The organism is Streptomyces sp. NPDC059832 (assembly GCF_042731715.1).
GTDB lineage: Bacteria > Actinomycetota > Actinomycetes > Streptomycetales > Streptomycetaceae > Streptomyces.
On record NZ_JBHWIY010000023.1, the window covers coordinates 1 to 18,541 of the forward strand.

An 18,541-nucleotide genomic window follows, 5' to 3' on the forward strand; every position below is an offset into this window, starting at 1 on the left:
AAACGCTCGACTGGGAAACCCCAGCCGAGCGTCTCGCTAAGCTCCTGGCAACAGCCAGTTGATCACCTGTGTTGCCACGACCCTTGGAATTCGCCTCGGGAGTGCGGGGCCCTTTCGTACGTCCGGACCGTGGGTCCCCTACCGCAGCCGCGCCATGAGCGCGTGCTCGACGAGCGTGATCAGCGCACTCTTCGCGTCGGCGCGGTGTCGCGCGTCCGTGGTCAGAATCGGGGTGTCGGGGCCGATCTGGAGGGCTTCGCGTACTTCGTCGGGGGTGTAGGGCTGGTGTCCGTCGAAGCCGTTGAGGGCGATGACGAAGGGAAGGCCGCTGTTCTCGAAGTAGTCGACGGCGGGGAAGCAGTCGGCGAGGCGGCGGGTGTCGACGAGGACGACGGCGCCGATGGCGCCGCGGACCAGGTCGTCCCACATGAACCAGAAACGGTCCTGTCCGGGTGTACCGAAGAGGTACAGGATCAGGTCCTGGTCCAGGGTGATGCGACCGAAGTCCATCGCCACCGTCGTGGTGGTCTTGTCCCCGGTGTGCGTCAGGTCGTCGATGCCCGCGGACGCGGACGTCATCACGGCTTCGGTGCGCAGCGGATTGATCTCCGAGACGGCACCGACGAACGTGGTCTTACCCACGCCGAAGCCCCCTGCCACCACGATCTTCGCCGAGGTAGTGGAGCGGGCTGCTCCGCCGCTAGAGCTTGCGAAGTCCACTGAGCACCCTTTCGAGCAGTGTCACATCTGGCTGGCCGCCGGCGGACTCGTCGCCGCCGGGCTGATGGATAGCGACGAGTCCGGCCTCTGCCAGGTCGGCTACGAGGATCCGGGCAACGCCGAGCGGGATCGAGAGCAGTGCCGAAATCTCGGCGACCGACTTGATCTCGAAGCACAGCCGACAGATCCGCTGGTGCTCGGGCAACTGCCCTTGCAACCGGGACGGATCGGCCGTGGTACTGACCAACGCCTCAATGGCGAGTTGGTAGCGCGGTCGGGTCCGGCCGCCGGTCATGGCGTACGGACGAACCAGCGGATTGTGCGCGGAAGGCGCGGCAGGCTCGGGGGTCTGCCGCGGCTGTACCGGCTGAATACGGGGCGTCCGGGGCGGGTCGTAACGGTGCGGACGCTGCGGGGGCCACCCGGAACCCTGCTGGCTGCCCTGCGGCGGCTGTTGAGGCTGCTGCGGCTGCTGGTAGGGCCGGTAAGGCTGCTGGGCGCCCTGTCCGCTGGGTGTGGAGGGGAAGTTGAACCGGTTGTCCCCGTGCTCACCCGGTACCTGTCGGCCACCGTTGTACGGGTGTCCGCCCTGGGGTGTGTCCACGATTCCTCCTCCGACTACCGGTCCCGATCCCAGTGGGTCCGCGCCACCGCACCTTATGGCCCGGTGGCGTGAAACGCACTGTCTGTCTACTAGTTAAGAAGACTTCCCTGCAGTTCGGCACGGAGGTCCGGGGTGAGGACACTGCCCGCACGGTCGACGAGAAGGGCCATTTCGTACCCGACCAGACCGATATCGGCGTCCGGATGTGCGAGAACGGCAAGGGACGATCCGTCGGAAATGGACATGATGAAGAGGAATCCGCGCTCCATCTCCACAACTGTCTGATTCACCGCGCCGCCCTCGAAGATCCGCGAGGCGCCCGCGGTCAGCGAGGTCAGCCCGGAGGCGACGGCCGCCAGCTGGTCGGCACGGTCGCGGGGGAATCCCTCGGACATGGCCAGCAGGAGTCCGTCGGCGGAGACCACCACCGTGTGCGACACCCCGGGGGTGTTGTCCACGAAGTTGGTGATCAACCAGTTCAGATTCTGCGCCGCCTGGCTCATCGGGCTCACACTAACGCTCCTGGTTGTAGGTATTACTGTCGTCCGAACCCGCGCTGCGTCCCCGGAGTACGCCCCGCCGCAGGTTGCTCAACCTGCCGCGGATGTCCTCGGGGGCACGGGAAACCTGAGGGCCGCCCTGCAGAGTCTGCTCCGCCGTGCCCTCGACCAGATTGGCCTTGGGCACCCGCCGGGGGAGTCCGGACGGGGTGATCCCGCCCGCCTTCGGCTCCCGGAGCTTCTCGGCCCGCTCCCAGCGCTCGTCGTTGGCCGAGCGCCAGTCGTCGGAGCCGTTCCCGTCCTGCTGCGCGGGCGACGGCTGCTGCGGCAGATCCTCCTGCTGCTGCGGCTGCTGCTGCGCGACGGGCCGGTTGTTCCCACGACCGGTGGGCTGCCAGTGCTGCTGACCGCCCCGGCGCGGCAGACCGGCTTCGGTCAGCTCGTGGCCGGAGTTGGGCGTGGGCCCCGGACGGTCGAAGCCTACGCGCTCCTGCGGCTCGGCGGGGGCGCTCGGGACGGATTCCGCTTCCGCCGGTGCCGACGGCTCGTACGCAGCCTGGTGGGCGCTCTGATCCGGCCAGTCGTCCTGATGGGGCCGGGGAGCGAACTGCTCCTCGTACGACGGCTGCAGGGTCCCACCGGTCGCGTACGCGGCTTCCGCATAGCCACCGGGCAGACCCTGCTCGGGCTGCTGGGCGAAGTCCGGGTCGGCGCGGTAGGGGTCGTAGCCGCCCTCGTACGGCGCCTGCTGCGGCTCCTGGGCGTATCCGTTCCCGGCGTACTGGCCGTCGGCGTACGGATCCTGCGGGAACTGCGGGTGCTCGCCCGCCGTCTGCGCCCCCAGCGCCGCCCGGCGCTCCTCGCGCATCAGCGAACGGCCCACCGGGTCCAGCTGCGCCGTTTCCGCCGAGGGCTGCTCGTAGCGGGAGTCGTCGAAGCCGAGCTCCGCCGCCGTGCGCATGTGCGGCTGGGGCGGCTGCTGTTCGAAGCCCTGCTGCTCCGGAATGATCGAGGAGACGGTGAAGTCGTCCGCCGCGGTGGCCGGTTCGCCGCCGCCGCCGTGGGTGATCGCGTCCGGCAGCATGACCAGCGACGTGGTTCCGGCCTGCTCGCCCGAGGGGCGCAGCTGGACCCGGATGCCGTGCCGGTCGGAGAGCCGGCCGACCACGAACAGGCCCATCCGCTGCGACACCGCGGCGTCCACGGTCGGCGGGTTGGCCAGCTTGTGGTTGATGTCGGCGAAGTCCTCGGCGGTGAGGCCGATGCCCTTGTCGTGGATCTCGATCATCACGCGACTGTCGGGCAGCCGGGTCGCGGTGACCCGCACCTTGGTCTGCGGCGAGGAGAACGTGGTGGCGTTCTCCAGCAGCTCGGCCAGCAGATGCACGAGGTCGGTGACCGACTGGCCGTGGATCTCGGTCTCGGGCACCCCGGAGAGCTCGATGCGCTCGTACGACTCCACCTCGGAGGAGGCGGCGCGGAGCACGTCGACCAGCGGGACCGGCTGGTTCCAGCGGCGGCCGGGTTCCTCGCCGGCGAGGACCAGGAGGTTCTCGCCGTTGCGGCGCATACGGGTGGCCAGGTGGTCGAGCCGGAAGAGGTTCTCCAGCTGGTCCGGGTCGGCCTCGTTGTTCTCCAGGTCGGTGATGAGGGTCAGCTGGCCCTCGATCAGCGACTGGTTGCGGCGGGAGAGATTGGTGAAGATCGCGTTGACGTTGCCCCGCAGCATGGCCTGCTCGGCCGCCAGCCGGACCGCCTCGCGGTGCACCTGGTCGAAGGCGCGGGCGACCTCGCCGATCTCGTCGCGGCTGTGGATCGGGATCGGCTGGACACGGGTGTCGACCCGTTCCGGTTCGGCCCGGGAGAGCTGGTCGACCAGCATCGGCAGCCGCTGCTCGGCGATTCCGAAGGCGGCCGTGCGCAGCCGGCGCATCGAGCGGCTCATCTGCCGCGCCATGAGGCCGGCCAGGACGAACGCGGCCAGCAGGGCGACGATCACGACGGCGGCGTTGATGAAGGCGTCGTTGCGGGCGCTGGACGAGATGTCCGCGGCCTCCTTCACGGCCTTGTCGACGAGCTCGTTCTCGACCGTGGTGTAGCCGTCGAACTTGGCGGTGGCGGCGGCCATCCAGGTCTCGGGCGTGATGCCCTTCGCGGCCAGCTTCTCGGGCGACTTGCCCTGACTGATCTGCTGGGCCATGCCGTCGAACACCGAGCCGTCGATGCTGGGCGGGGCGACGAACGGGGCCCCCGCCGCGTCGGCCTTCTCCTTGGCCTTCTTCAGCTGCTCGGCGCCGTCGTCCGCCTTGGCGGCCAGGACCTGCTCCAGCCGGGCCGCGTCGGCCTCCGTACCACCGGAGGTGAACTCGCCGAGCGCGATCTGCTCCAGGTAGTTGTACGAGCCGAAAGCCTTGACCTGGGCATCGAACTTGGCGCGCTCCTGGCTCGGACGCACCAGCAGATGCATGCCGATCGAGCGCTGAAGCGATTCTGCAGCCTTGGCGAGCTCGATCGCGTAGACCGTACGGCCGTAGCTGGTGATGTTGCCGGTACCCAGCCCCAGCTCGTTGCTGAACTCCATCAGGGAGTGCTGGACCTTGACGTAGCCCTCCTCCGTCTTCACCGGGTCCATGGCCTCGGCGAAAGCGGCCTTGCGCAGCTCGGGAAGGGTGGGCTCCTCCAGCCGGAAGAGCTGGAGGCGCCGCTCCAGGCCCTGCTTCCGGGGCATGCCCTTCACGGCCTCGTTGAACTTGCCCGCGGCGTTGTCGGTGGCGGCCTGGACCTGACCGATGACGGCGGCGTCACGCTTGTTCGAGAGGAGGGGCTGGGCGGAGAGGTCTCGCTCGTCGAGGAGCGCCTGGCCGTACTCGGCGGCCGCGCGCACGATCAGCGCGGTCTTCTCGGCGTCCTGCGCCTCGCGCCAGGTGTCGATCGACCCCTTCACCTGGAATCCGCCCATGACCAGGCCGACCAGGACGGGGATCAGGAGAATCGCGTTCAGCCGGGTGGGCACCCGCCAGTTGCGCGGGGACAACCGGCCGCTGCCGCCGGACACCGTCGCATCGGGCGCATCGGCGGACGACGCCGCGGCGCGCGGCGGCGGGGTGAAGTTGCCCCGCTCCTGCTGCGCCGTGGAGCCTGCGTTGTTTCGCCTCACTCGACCAACAACCTCTCGGCGTCGGCACCTACGCTGTGCCGTGTTTTGTTCAGGGCCGTACTACTCGGGAGTTCGTCGAATTCCAGCACGGGGACCGGCCGCGATCCAAACAGTCGGAACCTGTCATTCCGAGTGGCCCAGGCCTCAGATAAAACGGGCATAAAGAACGAGCCCCGTCAAAAGGCGGGGCTCAGGTGAGCGCAGTGGCACCAAGCGGATGCGTCGGGTGTCGAACGCTGGGCAATTCTCTGTCGAAACGTTATGAATACGGGGGTGGATCGTGTCAAAGGACACAGTCCACCCCCGCCCGACTACGGTAACTACCGTATGGCAATACCGACTTGTGCTTACTTGAGCCGTGCCATGAGCGCGTGCTCCACGAGCGTGATCAGACCGCTCTTGGCGTCGGCGCGGTGTCGCGCGTCCGTCGTGATGATCGGGGTGTCGGGGCCGATCTGGAGGGCTTCGCGTACTTCGTCGGGGGTGTAGGGCTGGTGTCCGTCGAAGCCGTTGAGGGCGATGACGAAGGGGAGCCCGCTGTTCTCGAAGTAGTCGACGGCGGGGAAGCAGTCGGCGAGGCGGCGGGTGTCGACGAGGACGACGGCGCCGATGGCGCCGCGGACCAGGTCGTCCCACATGAACCAGAAACGGTCCTGACCGGGCGTACCGAAGAGGTACAGGATCAGGTCCTGGTCCAGGGTGATGCGACCGAAGTCCATGGCGACGGTCGTCGTCGTCTTGCCCCCGGTGTGCGTCAGGTCGTCGATGCCCGCGGACGCGGACGTCATCACGGCTTCCGTACGCAACGGGTTGATCTCCGAGACGGCACCGACGAACGTGGTCTTGCCCACGCCGAAGCCCCCGGCCACCACGATCTTCGCCGAGGTGGTGGCGCGGGCAGCACCGCCACTAGAGCTTGCGAAGTCCACTGAGCACCCTTTCGAGCAGTGTCACATCCGGCGCGCCGCCGGCCTCTCCATTGCCCGGCTGGTGGATGGCCACCATGCCGGCTTCCGCCAGGTCCGCGACGAGAATCCGGGCCACACCGAGCGGCATCGACAGCAGCGCCGAGACCTCGGCCACCGACTTGACCTCACGGCAGAGGTGGCAGATCCGCTGGTGCTCGGGCAGCAGCGTCCCCAGATGCGCGGGGTCGGCCGTGGTGGAAACCAGTGCCTCTATGGCGAGCTGATAGCGCGGCCGGGTCCGGCCACCGGTCATGGCGTACGGGCGGACCAGTGGCTGGTCGCCTTCACCGTCGTACGACGCGTGGTGCAGTGCGCCGTACGGATCGGGTGAGGCGGGTGGCGGGGTCATGAATCCTCCGGGCGTGACAGCAGTGCGTCGGCTTGCCGTCTGAAGGGGCCGGTGGGGGGCTCTAAGCGGCCGGACGGGCGAGGGTTGAGGGCGTTACCTGGGGCAATCGAGTCTGTCATCGATCCATGGCCGCCTAATGGAGCAGGCTGCCCTGGAGCTCGGCACGGAGGTCGGGGGTGAGGACGGTGCCGGCACGGTCGACCAGCAGAGCCATCTCGTACCCCACCAGACCGATGTCGGCGTCCGGGTGGGCGAGGACGGCCAGCGAGGAGCCGTCCGAGATGGACATCAGGAAGAGGAACCCGCGTTCCATCTCCACCACGGTCTGGCTGACGGCGCCGCCCTCGAAGATCCGGGAGGCGCCCGCGGTCAGCGAGGTCAGCCCGGAGGCGACGGCCGCCAGCTGGTCGGCACGGTCGCGGGGGAATCCTTCGGACATGGCCAGCAGGAGTCCGTCGGCGGAGACCACCACCGTGTGCGACACCCCGGGGGTGTTGTCCACGAAGTTGGTGATCAACCAGTTCAGATTCTGCGCGGCCTGACTCATCGGGCTCAACTAACGCTCCTGCTGGTGAGTGGGGCCGAGTGGGAAACTGCCGGTCGACTGGCCGTTGTTGGCCTGCCGCCCTTGCTGGATGCCCCGGCGGAGATTGGTCAACCGCCCGCGTACATCATCGGGGGCACGTGACACCTGCGGACCGGACTGATGGTTCTGCTGCTGAGCGGTGCCCGGCACCAGGTTGGCACGAGGCACACGGCGCGGCAGTCCGGAGGTGGTGACTCCGCCCGCCGCGGGCTTCTTGACCCGCTCCGCCTGCCGTACGAGTTCGTCGTTCGGCGAGGGGCGCCAGGAACTTGTGGGGCCGCCCGGGTCGCCTCCGCCGCGGCGCGGCGCCGCGGGAGCGGGAGGCTCCGGGGCCGACTGCTGGGGGAGGGGCTCGGCGGGCGCCTGCGGCTCGGCGGGCGGCTGCTGGGCGCCCTGCTGCGGGCCGTGGAACCAGTTCGTCTCCAGGGTGTCGTACAGCGGCGTACGACCGTCCCCGGGACCGGCCGCCGGAGGCAGCGCCTCGGGCTGCGGCTGCGGCGGCAGGACCGGACGGTACTGCCCGTCACCGGTGGGCGCGGCGGGCGTACGCGGAGCACCGAAGTCCTCCTCGTCCCGGCCGCGCTGACGCGGGGCCGGCAGACCCTGGTCCTGTGCCCGGACGGGCTGCGGCTGCCCGAAGTCGGGACGGGCGAACTGCGCGGTGCCCGCCGGGTCCTGGGCGGAGAAGTCCTGCGGGGCGTGGGCCTGCGGGGCCGGGGCGGAGAAGTCCGGGCGGGCGAACTCGGCGGTGGAGCCGGCACCCTGCCGGTCGTCCATGGGCGCCCGAGGGGTGAGCGGCGGGTTCATCGGCCGCTGGAACTGACCGGTGGACTCGGGCTCCTCGTGACCGCGCGGGGCGTCCAGCGGAGTACGCCGCGGCGCGGACGGCTCCTCGGTGCCCCAGCTGGTGGTCTGCGGACGCTGCGGCTGGGGGTTGCCACCGGGCAGCTCCGCACGCGGGCCGCCCACCGGGGGCAGCTGACGGTCGGGGCCACCCTGGCCGCCGGGCTGCTGGAAGCCGCCCTGGCCGGCCGGGTTCTGCCGGGCCTGCTGCGGCTGCGAAGGCTGCCACGGGGCGGGGCCGTTCGGCCGGCCGCCCTGCGGGCCGTTCTGGTCCTGGCCCTGGCGGTTCTGGTCCTGGCGGTGCTGGTCCTGGCGGTTCTGGCCGAACAGGTCGGGCCGGCCCGAGTCCGTACGACCCGCTCCGTCGCCCTGGCCGCGGGCACCGAGGCGGGCGCCGTTGCCGAAGGCGCCGGCGAGGCCGCCGCCCTGACGCTGCGGCTCCGGGCGGGAGACGTCCTGCGGTCCGGTGTTGGACAGCCCGGCGGACTGGAATCCGGCGTTCTGCTGGCCCTGCTGGCCCTGCTGGCCCTGCGGGTTCTGCTGGTGGCGGGGGCCGCCGTCGCGCGAGGGCAGTGCGGCACGCGGCGCGGAGCCGGCACCGACCTGGCCGCGCGAGGCGCCCGGACCCGAGGCGAGACGGCCGGCCGGGCCCGACGGGGCGCCGCCGAGGCCGGGACGGGGGCCGTTGCCCGCGCCCGTCGCGCCGCCACCGGCGAGCAGGCCGCCGGGGGCGCCGGACTGCTGCCCGGGTGCCTGCTTGGGAACCGGCTGCTTGCCGCCGTGCGCGACATCGACGGGCAGCATGACCAGCGCGGTCGTGCCACCGGAGTCGGAGGGCCGCAGCTGGATCCGGATGCCGTGGCGCAGGGACAGCCGGCCGACCACGAACAGACCCATGCGGCGGGAGACCGAGACGTCCACGGTGGGCGGCGAGGCGAGCCGCTCGTTGATCGCGGCGAGGTCCTCGGGGGAGAGGCCGATGCCGGTGTCGTGGATCTCGACCAGCACCCGCCCGTCGGGCAGCGCGTGACCGGTGACCCGGACCTTCGTCTGCGGCGAGGAGAACGACGTGGCGTTCTCCAGCAGCTCGGCGAGCAGGTGCACGAGGTCGTTGACCACGCGGCCCGCGACCTCGGTGGCGGGCACCGCGGCCAGTTCGATGCGCTCGTACTGCTCCACCTCGGAGGCGGCGGCACGGAGCACGTCGACCAGCGGGACGGGCCGGGTCCACCGGCGGCCCGGCTCCTCGCCCGCGAGGACGAGGAGGTTCTCGCCGTTACGGCGCATGCGGGTCGCGAGGTGGTCGAGCTTGAAGAGCGAGGAGAGCTGGTCCGGGTCGGCCTCGCGCGACTCCAGTTCGGAGATGAGCGAGAGCTGACGCTGGATGAGGCCCTGGCTGCGGCGCGAGAGGTTGGTGAACATCGCGTTGACGTTGCCCCGGAGGAGGGCCTGCTCGGCGGCGAGGCGGACGGCCTCGCGGTGCACGTCGTCGAAGGCCGCGGCCACCTTGCCGATCTCGTCCCGGGAGTGCACACCGACCGACTCGACCGAGGTGTCCACGTCCTGCGGGTCGGCCTCGGAGAGCTGCTTGACGAGCTCGGGCAGCCGGTCCTGGGCCACGCGGGTGGCCGTGTCCTGCAGCCGTCGCAGCGAACGGATCATGGACCGGGCGACGACGAAGGCACCGACCAGCGAGACGCCGAGCACCAGCAGGATGAGCGCACCACTGATGATGGCTTCGCGCTTCGACTCGTCGCGGAGCTCGCGGGCCTTGCCCTCCATGTCGCTGAGGAGGGTCTCCTCGATGGTCTTCATCGCCTGGATCTTGGTGGAGCTCTGGTCGTACCAGTCCAGGTAGGAACGCCGCGCGGTGCCGGTCATGCCCGAGGGACTGTCCAGCACCTTCTTCGCGTAGGTGTTGGCGGCCTTGATCTCCGGGTTGCCCTCGTCCAGCGTGGCGGTCAGCTCGTCGGCGTTGTTGCCGGTCGCCTGGTACACGGCCTTGAAGGAGCGGAGCGCCGAGCCCTCCTTGCGCAGCGCGGCGCGGCCGAACTGCTTGTCGTTCTCGTCGAGGTGCGGCTGCTTGTCGTTGCCGCCGGGCAGGGCCGCGGCGATGATCGCGCGCTGGACCGAGGCGTACTCCTTGGCGGAGGAGAAGGCCGCCAGCGCCCGGGTCCGCTTGACCATCTCCGAGTTGCTGGTCGCCTGCGCCATGTCCTGCGAGAGACTCAGCAGCGAGGTGATGAGCTGGCTGTACTGGTCGACGGTCTGGAGACTCGGGGTGTTCTTGCTGTACGCCGTCTTGCGGATGTCCCGGATCTCGGCCAGCTGGCTCGCGATCTGGGTGACGCTCGAGTAGATGCCTTCGAGGGCCTCGTCGCCGGAGGGGTCGCCGATCGAGGTCGTCGCGTCGAGGAAGGCCGTCTTCGCCCGGTCGGTCTTCTTGCGGGGCTCGGTGACCTTGAAGTCGTCGGGCTTCACCCCGTTGGCCAGGGGACCGGCCGAACGGTCGCGCTCCTCCTGGAGCGCCTGGGCGAGCGACGTCGCCTGCTTGGTCATCCTGGTCAGCAGCTGCATGTGGTCCAGCTGCTGGATGTCGTTCATGGAGTCGTTGATCCGCAGTCCGCCCAGCGTGGTCGCGGCGACCACGGGAAGGGCGAGCAGGGAGACCAGACGCGTGCTGATGCGCCAGTTGCGAAGAGCGACTCGCGAGCCGGTGCTGACGGGGCTCCGGGACTTGAGCGACGAGATCGGATCGGTGTCACCGTTCGCCGTGGCACCGGGTCGCTGAGCACGGTCGCCGTTGTCACCGGCCGCGGCAGGCCCGGGGTTCTGGGCGTGCTGGGTCGAGGGACCGCGGTCGGTCCCGCCGTGCGGCTCCTGCTCCGCCGCAGCGCTGCCATCCCTCTTGAAACGTCCCTGCACTAGCGTCGCAACCTCTGGACCAGGCGTTCCTCCGCGCGAAGCGGTGGAACGGTGTCGGCGTCGTGGGGCGTTGTACCCGCCCCATGGTGGTCGTGAGTGACCGGCGTCCTTCCCCTTTCCGCCGCCACTCGGCGCTCCGTTGCGCCCCCTGCGCGCCGGCTTGAAACCCGCGGCGGTGCGTGGAATTCCAGCACAGTGCCGGATCTCCAACAAGGGCCCCGTGCCGGGCTGTGACCTGGGTGACGCGTTGTGATGATTGAGTAACAAGCAGTGGAGCGTGATCATGGATAAAGCGGACGATTACGGTTGAATCGGCGAAGGGTAAAGGGTGTCCCAGTCGCCATGGTCAGGAGTGGAATGGCTGATTCAGTGCCGTAATGTCCGTTTCTGTCGATGTGATCGAGCGCCTGAAATGAGGGAATTGTCGGCGCGGTCGTGAGCAAACTCACATGATGATCGCCGTCTCTTCCGGGCTCCCGCAGGGAATTGGATGTTTAGCCTGACGCTTTACAGGGATGGCAAATCCGACAACCGGCGCCCCTCCGGGCGGCGCCCGTACCGACAGGGTCCGAACGGCAGATGAAGACGACGATGATGTTCCGCAACATTGCCAACCCCCGGCGCACCACGCTGGCGCACCTCAAGGACGCCGAAGATCTGCGGACGCCGGAGCAGCCGGAGCACGCCGTGGACCTGCCCACCCAGACGGCCAACCCCCGGCGCACCATCCTCATGGTGGCCCCGGTCACCGCCGCCGTCGCGGAGTGACGCGGGCGCCGTCCCCTCACCCGCGCCGATGCCCCGTCCGGCGGGGCCGCCCCGTCACGCCGCCCGGCAATTGGGGCAATCCCCGCCGGGCAACGCGTTAGCCTGGAGCGTCAGTCTTCAGCCAGCAAGTGAGGGGCGACAGCATCCCGTGCGCATCGCCAGGTTCTCCATCGACGGCAATGTCGCCTTCGGCGCCGTCGAGGGCGAGGGGCCCGATGGTCTCGTCCTCGACATCATCAAGGGCATTCCGTACGCCGAGTTCGAGCTCTCCGGCACCAAGGTCCCGCTGAGCAAGGTCCGCCTCCTGCCGCCCGTGCTCCCCAACAAGGTCGTGGCCATCGGCCGCAACTACGCGGAGCACGCCGCGGAACTCGGCAACGAGGTACCGGACGTCCCCGTCGCCTTCTTCAAGCCCACCACCTCGGTGATCGGCTCCGGCGACGCGATCGAGTACCCCTCCTTCTCGAACGAACTCCACCACGAGGCCGAACTGGCCGTGGTCATCGGCCGCATGTGCCGGGAAGTGCCGCGCGAGCGCGTGAAGGACGTCATCTTCGGCTACACCTGCGCCAATGACGTCACCGCCCGCGACGCCCAGAAGCGCGAGAAGCAGTGGGCGCGGGCCAAGGGCTTCGACACCTCCTGCCCGCTCGGCCCCTGGGTGGAGACCGACCTCGACCCCCACGACCTGACCATCCAGGCCACGGTCAACGGCGAGCAACGCCAACTGGGCCGTACGAGCGACATGATCCGCTCGATCGAGGATCTGGTCGTCCACATCACGGAAGCCATGACGCTGCTCCCGGGCGATGTGATCCTCACCGGCACTCCCGCAGGGGTCGGACCCCTCCATGTCGGCGACGAGGTCGCCGTCACCATCGAAGGCATCGGCACTCTCACCAACAAGGTGATCAAGCGTGGTTAACGCACCAGTCCGTGTACGTTTCTGTCCCTCCCCGACCGGCAACCCCCACGTGGGCCTGGTCCGCACCGCCCTGTTCAACTGGGCCTTCGCCCGGCACCACGGCGGCACGCTGGTCTTCCGCATCGAGGACACCGACGCCGCCCGCGACTCCGAGGACTCCTACAACCAGCTCCTGGACTCGATGCGCTGGCTCGGCTTCGACTGGGACGAGGGCCCCGAGGTCGGCGGCCCGCACGCCCCGTACCGCCAGTCGCAGCGCATGGACATCTACAAGGACGTCGCCGACCGGCTCCTCGCAGGCGGTTACGCGTACCACTGCTACTGCACCACCGAGGAGCTCGACGCCCGCCGCGACGCCGCCCGCGCCGCCGGCAAGCCGTCCGGCTACGACGGCCACTGCCGCGAGCTGAGCGCCGAGCAGATCGCCGCGTACGAGGCCGAGGGCCGGACGTCCATCGTCCGCTTCCGGATGCCCGACGAGGCGCTCACCTTCAACGACCTGGTCCGCGGCGAACTGACCTTCCAGCCGGAGAACGTGCCGGACTACGGCATCGTCCGCGCCAACGGAGCCCCGCTCTACACACTGGTCAACCCGGTCGACGACGCGCTGATGGAGATCACCCACGTCCTGCGCGGCGAGGACCTGCTCTCCTCCACCCCGCGCCAGCTCGCCCTCTACAAGGCGCTCATCGAGCTGGGCATCGCCAAGGACACCCCCGCCTTCGGTCACCTGCCGTACGTCATGGGCGAGGGCAACAAGAAGCTCTCCAAGCGCGACCCGCAGGCGTCCCTGAACCTCTACCGCGAGCGCGGCTTCCTGCCCGAGGGGCTGCTCAACTACCTCTCCCTGCTGGGCTGGTCGATCGCCGAGGACCGCGACATCTTCTCCGTCGAGGAGATGGTGGCCGCGTTCGACATCGAGGACGTCAACGCCAACCCGGCGCGCTTCGACCTGAAGAAGTGCGAGCACATCAACGCCGAGCACATCCGCAGGATGGACGTGAAGGCGTTCACCGAGGCCTGCGGCCCCTGGCTGAAGGCCCCGTTCGCCCCGTGGGCCCCGGAGGCCTTCGACGCGGAGCAGTTCGCGGAGATCGCCCCGCACGCCCAGACCCGCGTCACGGTCCTCTCGGACATCACGGTCAACGTCGACTTCCTCTTCCTCGACGAGCCGGCGACGGACGAGGCGTCCTGGACCAAGGCGATGAAGGAGGGCTCCGACGCCCTGCTCGTCACGGCCCGCGCCAAGCTGGCCGACGCCGAGTGGAACGCGGACGCCCTGAAGAACGCCATCCTCACCGCGGGCGAGGAGCACGGCCTGAAGCTCGGCAAGGCCCAGGCCCCGGTCCGCGTAGCGGTCACCGGCCGCACGATCGGCCTGCCGCTCTTCGAGTCCCTGGAGATCCTGGGCCGCGAGAAGACCCTGGCCCGCGTGGACGCGGCCCTGGCGAAGCTGGCCGCGTAACGCCGGTATGTACACCGGAGGCCGGAGTTCCCTCGGGGGAGCCCCGGCCTCCGGCCGTTCACGGCGCCTGCGGCGCCCCGCGCGGGCCGACCTGCTGCCCGGGGATGACAGCCCTGGCTCCCACACGCTTCCCGTCGCCGAACATCAGGCTGGAGGACTGTGCGGTGCGCCGGTCCGAGACGATGATGCCGCCGCGCCACTTCCCGTTCGGATCCTGGTAGCGGAACTGGAGCTTCTTCAGACGCTCTCCGAACTCCTCCCGGAGCGGCGCGTAGGCGTCGTCGCAGTGCACGTTCCACGTGAGGTCGTTGAGATAGGCGTGGCAGGCGATCGGGAACAGCAAGGACGACACCACCAGGTCCGCGACCTGCAACAGGGTGTGCGTGTCGCTGTGACCGAAGACGGGGGACTCGATGATCCCCCGGAGACCGTCCCCGCCCGTGCGGTATTTGCGGGTGGTCACGCAGTGCACGTTGGGCGCGTTCTTCACCTTGGTGCGGCTGTCGAGGACCATCATCCCGCGTGAATGTTCGTGTGCCAGCTGCGCCTGGAACGTCTCGGTCAACGAACCCACGGAGGTCGGGTAGACACCGGATTCGTTGAATGCGAGCCCTTCCTCCTTGATCCAGACGCGGGCGAGGAGCCGTGCGTCGTGGCGTTCCAGTATGTCGAGCAGGGACGACACGAGTTCCATCGCGGCCCGGCGCCAGTTGTGGTTGCCGGCCCGCAGGTTCTTGCGGACGTCGGCCCCCTTGATCTCGTGCTGGATCAGCTCGGACAGATGCATGACGTGCTGCAACTGGGGCCGGTAGTGCTTCTTGACGTTGAGGAAGTCCCAGGTCAGCTCATTGACTTGGGAGCGGGGAACGGTGAATCCGCCGATGACGAGTACGGGCGGCGCATCCGGCTTGGCCGGATCGAGCGTCTGCCCGTTACCGGCCTCGTCGATGTAGCAGAGATGCACCGAACCTCCCCTGAAACACGTCTGTGGCCGCCCCCGAAGGGACGGCCACAGGGTCTGCGCAGCCATATGCGCGATGTTTTGTTTGCTGAATCCGATGCTGCCAGGCGCCGGAGCCCAGGGTCAAGCGCGACGTCGCTCTGAGTTGACCGGGTTCAACCCTCTGGAGTGAGAGGGCCAGTCGCCGAGCCGGGCCACACCAGGCAGCCGACGCTTCCGGGGCGCATGGAGATCATGCGGGCAGCACGGTCAGGAGTGCGCAGCGACATCCGGAACCCGCCGTCCACGGCGGTGACCTGGGCGCTCCCGTCGTCGTGCGCGAGTCCCCACGCGGCGACTCGGGCGTCGTGCTCGCCGTCGGAGGTACGGAACTGCTCGACCACGGCGAAGAGGCGGGGCGCGGTGGCTTCCACGAGGGCGCGGATCTCGTCGGCGAAGCCGTCGGGAGGGGCGGGGAGGGAAGGGCGCGGGGATACGGTGGCCATGCGGGATCTCCTGTCACTGGTGAGGAGTTGGGAGGCCGACAGGGCAACCGTAGAGCGCGTGTTGGTATGCATTCCATCCATCCGTTGATTTGCAGCCCAAAGCCCCTCGTGTGGGTGACGTGGGCGGCCCTGCACACAAAGGAGCGAGGGCTGTGGCTCGTGCCAAACTTCCGCCGTCCATGAGGCAACGCCGCCTGGGGGCGGAGCTGCGCAGGATGAGGGAGCACGCAGACTTGTCCGCGACTCGGGCAGGCGAGCTCTTTGGCGCGACGCAGTCTCGTATCAGCAACATCGAGGCCGGTAGCTATGCGGTGAGCGCTGAGCGGGTCAGGGCGCTGGCCAGGCTGTATGAGTGCGCCGACGGGGAGTTGATCGAAGCTCTCACGGAGATGACAGGCGGCCGGACGCGCGGGTGGTGGGAGGAGTACCGCGAGATCCTTCCGGCCGACGCCTTGGATCTCGCGGAGCTGGAGCACCATGCGCAGACGATGCGCATCGCATCAGTCATCCACATCCCCGGCCTCCTGCAGACAAGGGACCACGCGCGCGTGGTCATCGGAGACGTCGTGCCCGCCTTGGCTCCCTACGAGGTGGAACACCGGGTCTCCCACAGGCTCAAGCGCCAGGCGGTCCTGCACGGGAGTGAGCCGACTCCGGTGACTGCGATCGTCCACGAGGCCGCGCTGAGGATGGGGTTCGGCGGTGCGAGCGTTGCAAGAGATCAGCTGCAGTACATGATCGATTGCAGCGAAGAGGCACACCTGACACTCTCGGTGATCCCCTTCGGGATCGGAACCTTTCCCGGCGCCGGCCACGGCATCGTCCAGTTCGGTGGCCCGCTTCCGCAGCTGGACACCGTTCAACTGGATACGGACCATGGCTCCGTGTTCGTCGACGGTGAGGCGCAGGTCGCCAAGTATCGGACGGTGCTGGACCGCATGGAGGCGTGCGCGCTCGGGCCGTCGAAGTCGCGGGATCTCATCCTGCACGTCATGCGCTCACTCTGAGAGAAAGTGGAATCCCGTGGCTCCCCTGGTCTGGCAGAAGTCATCGTTCAGCGGCGAGGCTGCGAACTGCGTAAATGTGGCCGCTGCGCCAGACGGCACGCTCCGGTTGCGTGAGAGCGACGACCCGGACGTGATACTCGTCGCAACCCGGGCCGGCCTGTCCGCTCTGGTCGCATCGATCAAGGAGCACGAGAGCCTTGGGACGCAACCCTGAGTGAGGCTGCGACTCCGCCGCTGGGTGAACTGAAGAGCGAGGTGGGACGCGTTCTGGTCGGGTGGCATCTCCAATCCGCTGGAGGTGATGGAGCAGATCACGTACCTGCTCTTCATCAAGCGCCTGGACGAGCTTCAGACGGTCAAGGACCGCAGGGCGAACGCCACGGGCACGCCTGACCCCGACCCGTTCTTCGACGCGGACCAGCAGGATCTGCGCTGGCAGAACTTCAAGGTCCGCGACCCCGAGATCATGTACGGGCTGGTTGCCGAAGGTGTCTTCCCGTACCTGCGTCGCATGGGCGGCGACGACTCGACGTACTCGCATCACATGAAAGATGCCCGCTTCACCATCCCGAACGCGAACCTCCTCGCGAAGGTCGTCGTCCTCCTCGACGACCTCGGCATGGACAAGAGCGACACCAAGGGCGACATCCACGAGTACCTGCTCGCGAAGATCGCCTCGGCCGGCCAGAACGGCCAGTTCCGCACGCCCCGGCACATCATTGACTTGATGGTCGAGATGACCCAGCCCGGCCCGGGGGACGAGGTCTGCGACCCGGCCTGTGGCACGGCGGGCTTCCTGGTGCAGACGTCGTCGTACGTGAAGCGCACCCACAAGGAAGCTCTGCTTGGCGCGGAACAGCGCAAGCACTTCAACGAGTCGATGTTCCACGGCTTCGATTTCGACTCCACGATGCTCCGCATCGGCTCCATGAACATGCTGGCAGATCGCCGAAGACGACCTGGCCGGCCTGGAAGAGATCTTCCTCGCCGAAGCAGTGGCCTCGCCCGAGGATCTGGACCAGGTGCGGGCCATGGGTGGTCTGGGGCTGTTCGTCCGTGCCCTGTGCGGACTGGACCGGCAGGCGGCTCAGCAGGCCTTCGAGGGCTTCATCGTGGGAAAACAGCTGAGTGCCGCGCAGTTGGACTTCATCACGCTGATCATCGACGTGGTCGCCAAGCGCGGTGTGCTCGACGTCGGAGACCTGTACGAAGTCGGCAGCCCGTTCCATGACCGGCGCCCGGCGGTCCGGATGATCTGTTCTCCCCGGAGGAGATCGACGGCCTGAAGATCGTCTTCATTGGTCTGCTGACCACCGCAAAGCCCACCACGCTCGCCGCGTAGCCTCATACGCTGGACCCCATGACGATCCGCGCGGTCCTCTGGGACATCGACGACACGATCTTCGACTACACCGGCGCCGACCGCGTCGGCATGCGCAAGCATCTCGAACAGGAGGGCCTGCCCGACGGATACGACTCCGTCGAGCAGGCCCTCGCCGCATGGCGGACGATCACCGATGCGCACTGGGCGCGGTTCGCCGCCGGGGAGACGGACTTTCTGGGGCAGCGCCGGGACCGGGTCAGGGAGTTCGTCTCGCGGGCGCTGGAGGACGAGGAGGCCGACCTCTGGTTTGCTCGGCACGCGGCGCACTACGAGGCCGCCTGGTCGCTCTTCCCGGACGTGTTGCCGGTCCTCGATCTGCTGGCCGACCGGTTCCGGCACGCGGTGCTGTCGAACTCCAGCATCCACAACCAGGACCGCAAGCTGCGCACGCTCGGTGTGCGGGACCGTTTCGAGGCCGTGGTGTGCGCCGTGGAGCTGGGTGTCTCCAAGCCCGAGGCCGGCGCCTTCCACGCCGCCTGCGAGGCGCTGGCGCTGGAACCGGGGGAGGTCGCGTACGTGGGGGACGAGCCGGACATCGACGCCGGTGGGGCGGTCGCCGCCGGGCTGATGGGGATCTGGCTGGACCGGGGCGGGCGTGGTGGACGGCCCGAGCTCGTCCGCATCGGCGGGCTCGATCAGCTGCCCGGACTGCTGGGGCCCGCTCGACCCTGATCCGCCGGACAGGCCCGGCTGGCAATACCCGTTTTGGAGCGCCGGACACCTTCGGGTAATGTTCTTCCTGCGCCGCCCGAGCGGAACGAAAGATCCGAACGGGAAGCGCAAGCCGAACAAAACCCCTCACAGGGGTTGAGTTTTGGTGGGCTATGGTGTAATTGGCAACACTACGGTTTCTGGTACCGTCATTCTAGGTTCGAGTCCTGGTAGCCCAGCGCA

General features: G+C 68.8%; 17 protein-coding genes, 1 tRNA gene and 1 pseudogene. 9 read left to right on the plus strand and 10 right to left on the minus strand.

What is annotated here, in order from left to right:
• Positions 1-138: 138 nt before the first annotated feature.
• The 8 genes from ACFV8T_RS31100 to ACFV8T_RS31135 form a co-directional block, all read right to left on the minus strand.
• Positions 139-720, minus strand: coding sequence for an ATP/GTP-binding protein (locus ACFV8T_RS31100; protein ID WP_014048542.1), 582 nt, complete (start codon positions 718-720; stop codon positions 139-141).
• Positions 701-1,324 carry a DUF742 domain-containing protein gene (locus ACFV8T_RS31105; protein ID WP_385334156.1) on the minus strand — a complete coding sequence of 208 codons (624 nt, stop codon included), beginning with the start codon at positions 1,322-1,324 and terminating at the stop codon, positions 701-703. The genes ACFV8T_RS31100 and ACFV8T_RS31105 overlap by 20 nt, the downstream gene beginning before the upstream one ends.
• An 89-nt stretch (positions 1,325-1,413) precedes the next feature.
• Entirely contained in the window at positions 1,414-1,827 is a 414-nt protein-coding gene (locus tag ACFV8T_RS31110; protein ID WP_006127847.1) for a roadblock/LC7 domain-containing protein, read from the minus strand.
• Between the two features lie 10 nt (positions 1,828-1,837).
• Positions 1,838-4,981, minus strand: a complete 3,144-nt coding sequence (locus tag ACFV8T_RS31115) for a nitrate- and nitrite sensing domain-containing protein (RefSeq protein ID WP_385334158.1) — start codon at positions 4,979-4,981, stop codon at positions 1,838-1,840.
• A 347-nt stretch (positions 4,982-5,328) separates the two neighbouring features.
• Positions 5,329-5,910 carry an ATP/GTP-binding protein gene (locus tag ACFV8T_RS31120; protein WP_072487286.1) on the minus strand — a complete coding sequence of 194 codons (582 nt, stop codon included), beginning with the start codon at positions 5,908-5,910 and terminating at the stop codon, positions 5,329-5,331.
• Positions 5,891-6,298 carry a DUF742 domain-containing protein gene (locus tag ACFV8T_RS31125; RefSeq protein WP_003966010.1) on the minus strand — a complete coding sequence of 136 codons (408 nt, stop codon included), beginning with the start codon at positions 6,296-6,298 and terminating at the stop codon, positions 5,891-5,893. The genes ACFV8T_RS31120 and ACFV8T_RS31125 overlap by 20 nt, the downstream gene beginning before the upstream one ends.
• Before the next feature lie 133 nt (positions 6,299-6,431).
• Positions 6,432-6,854: a roadblock/LC7 domain-containing protein gene (locus tag ACFV8T_RS31130; RefSeq protein ID WP_003966009.1), complete on the minus strand. Its 423-nt coding sequence runs from the start codon at positions 6,852-6,854 to the stop codon at positions 6,432-6,434.
• Positions 6,855-10,652, minus strand: a complete 3,798-nt coding sequence (locus tag ACFV8T_RS31135) for a nitrate- and nitrite sensing domain-containing protein (RefSeq protein ID WP_385334160.1) — start codon at positions 10,650-10,652, stop codon at positions 6,855-6,857.
• Positions 10,653-11,231: 579 nt separating this feature from the next.
• Here ACFV8T_RS31135 and ACFV8T_RS31140 point away from each other — a divergent pair.
• The 3 genes from ACFV8T_RS31140 (at position 11,232) to gltX (ending at position 13,810) form a co-directional block, all read left to right on the plus strand.
• Positions 11,232-11,420 (plus strand): hypothetical protein, encoded by a 189-nt coding sequence (locus ACFV8T_RS31140; RefSeq protein ID WP_266427080.1) that lies wholly within the window; start codon positions 11,232-11,234, stop codon positions 11,418-11,420.
• Positions 11,421-11,568: 148 nt separating this feature from the next.
• Entirely contained in the window at positions 11,569-12,345 is a 777-nt protein-coding gene (locus ACFV8T_RS31145) for a fumarylacetoacetate hydrolase family protein (protein WP_093545179.1), read from the plus strand.
• Positions 12,338-13,810 carry a glutamate--tRNA ligase gene (gene gltX, locus ACFV8T_RS31150; RefSeq protein WP_385334163.1) on the plus strand — a complete coding sequence of 491 codons (1,473 nt, stop codon included), beginning with the start codon at positions 12,338-12,340 and terminating at the stop codon, positions 13,808-13,810. Before ACFV8T_RS31145 ends, gltX begins: the two co-directional genes overlap by 8 nt.
• A gap of 58 nt (positions 13,811-13,868) precedes the next feature.
• Here the strand turns inward: gltX and ACFV8T_RS31155 are convergent, their stop codons facing one another.
• Positions 13,869-14,774: a DUF3800 domain-containing protein gene (locus tag ACFV8T_RS31155; protein ID WP_385334164.1), complete on the minus strand. Its 906-nt coding sequence runs from the start codon at positions 14,772-14,774 to the stop codon at positions 13,869-13,871.
• Positions 14,775-14,926: 152 nt separating this feature from the next.
• The gene (locus tag ACFV8T_RS31160) at positions 14,927-15,256 is read right to left on the minus strand and encodes a hypothetical protein (RefSeq protein WP_385334166.1); all 330 of its coding nucleotides are present in this window, start codon (positions 15,254-15,256) and stop codon (positions 14,927-14,929) included.
• 179 nt (positions 15,257-15,435) lie between these two features.
• Here ACFV8T_RS31160 and ACFV8T_RS31165 point away from each other — a divergent pair, with 179 nt between their 5' ends.
• The 6 genes and pseudogenes from ACFV8T_RS31165 to ACFV8T_RS31190 all read left to right on the plus strand — a co-directional run bounded on the left by ACFV8T_RS31165 (position 15,436) and on the right by ACFV8T_RS31190 (position 18,537).
• On the plus strand, positions 15,436-16,263 hold the full coding sequence (locus tag ACFV8T_RS31165; RefSeq protein ID WP_385334168.1) for a helix-turn-helix domain-containing protein: 828 nt from the start codon (positions 15,436-15,438) through the stop codon (positions 16,261-16,263).
• 16 nt (positions 16,264-16,279) lie between these two features.
• On the plus strand, positions 16,280-16,477 hold the full coding sequence (locus ACFV8T_RS31170) for a DUF397 domain-containing protein (RefSeq protein ID WP_385334170.1): 198 nt from the start codon (positions 16,280-16,282) through the stop codon (positions 16,475-16,477).
• A gap of 54 nt (positions 16,478-16,531) precedes the next feature.
• Positions 16,532-17,191, plus strand: a pseudogene (locus tag ACFV8T_RS31175) (N-6 DNA methylase); the annotation flags it as partial.
• 67 nt (positions 17,192-17,258) lie between these two features.
• Positions 17,259-17,549 (plus strand): type I restriction-modification enzyme R subunit C-terminal domain-containing protein, encoded by a 291-nt coding sequence (locus ACFV8T_RS31180; protein ID WP_385334172.1) that lies wholly within the window; start codon positions 17,259-17,261, stop codon positions 17,547-17,549.
• 74 nt (positions 17,550-17,623) lie between these two features.
• On the plus strand, positions 17,624-18,319 hold the full coding sequence (locus tag ACFV8T_RS31185; RefSeq protein ID WP_385334174.1) for an HAD family hydrolase: 696 nt from the start codon (positions 17,624-17,626) through the stop codon (positions 18,317-18,319).
• Between the two features lie 146 nt (positions 18,320-18,465).
• A tRNA-Gln gene (locus ACFV8T_RS31190) sits at positions 18,466-18,537 on the plus strand.
• Positions 18,538-18,541: the final 4 nt, after the last annotated feature.

Coding starts and splice junctions, on each gene's coding strand:
- ACFV8T_RS31110 (WP_006127847.1), bottom strand. CDS start 1,827: ATGAGCCAGGCGGCGCAGAATCTGAACTGGTTGATCACCAACTTCGTG.
- ACFV8T_RS31165 (WP_385334168.1), top strand. CDS start 15,436: ATGAGGCAACGCCGCCTGGGGGCGGAGCTGCGCAGGATGAGGGAGCAC.
- ACFV8T_RS31140 (WP_266427080.1), top strand. CDS start 11,232: ATGAAGACGACGATGATGTTCCGCAACATTGCCAACCCCCGGCGCACC.
- ACFV8T_RS31125 (WP_003966010.1), bottom strand. CDS start 6,298: ATGACCCCGCCACCCGCCTCACCCGATCCGTACGGCGCACTGCACCAC.
- ACFV8T_RS31160 (WP_385334166.1), bottom strand. CDS start 15,256: ATGGCCACCGTATCCCCGCGCCCTTCCCTCCCCGCCCCTCCCGACGGC.
- ACFV8T_RS31185 (WP_385334174.1), top strand. CDS start 17,624: ATGACGATCCGCGCGGTCCTCTGGGACATCGACGACACGATCTTCGAC.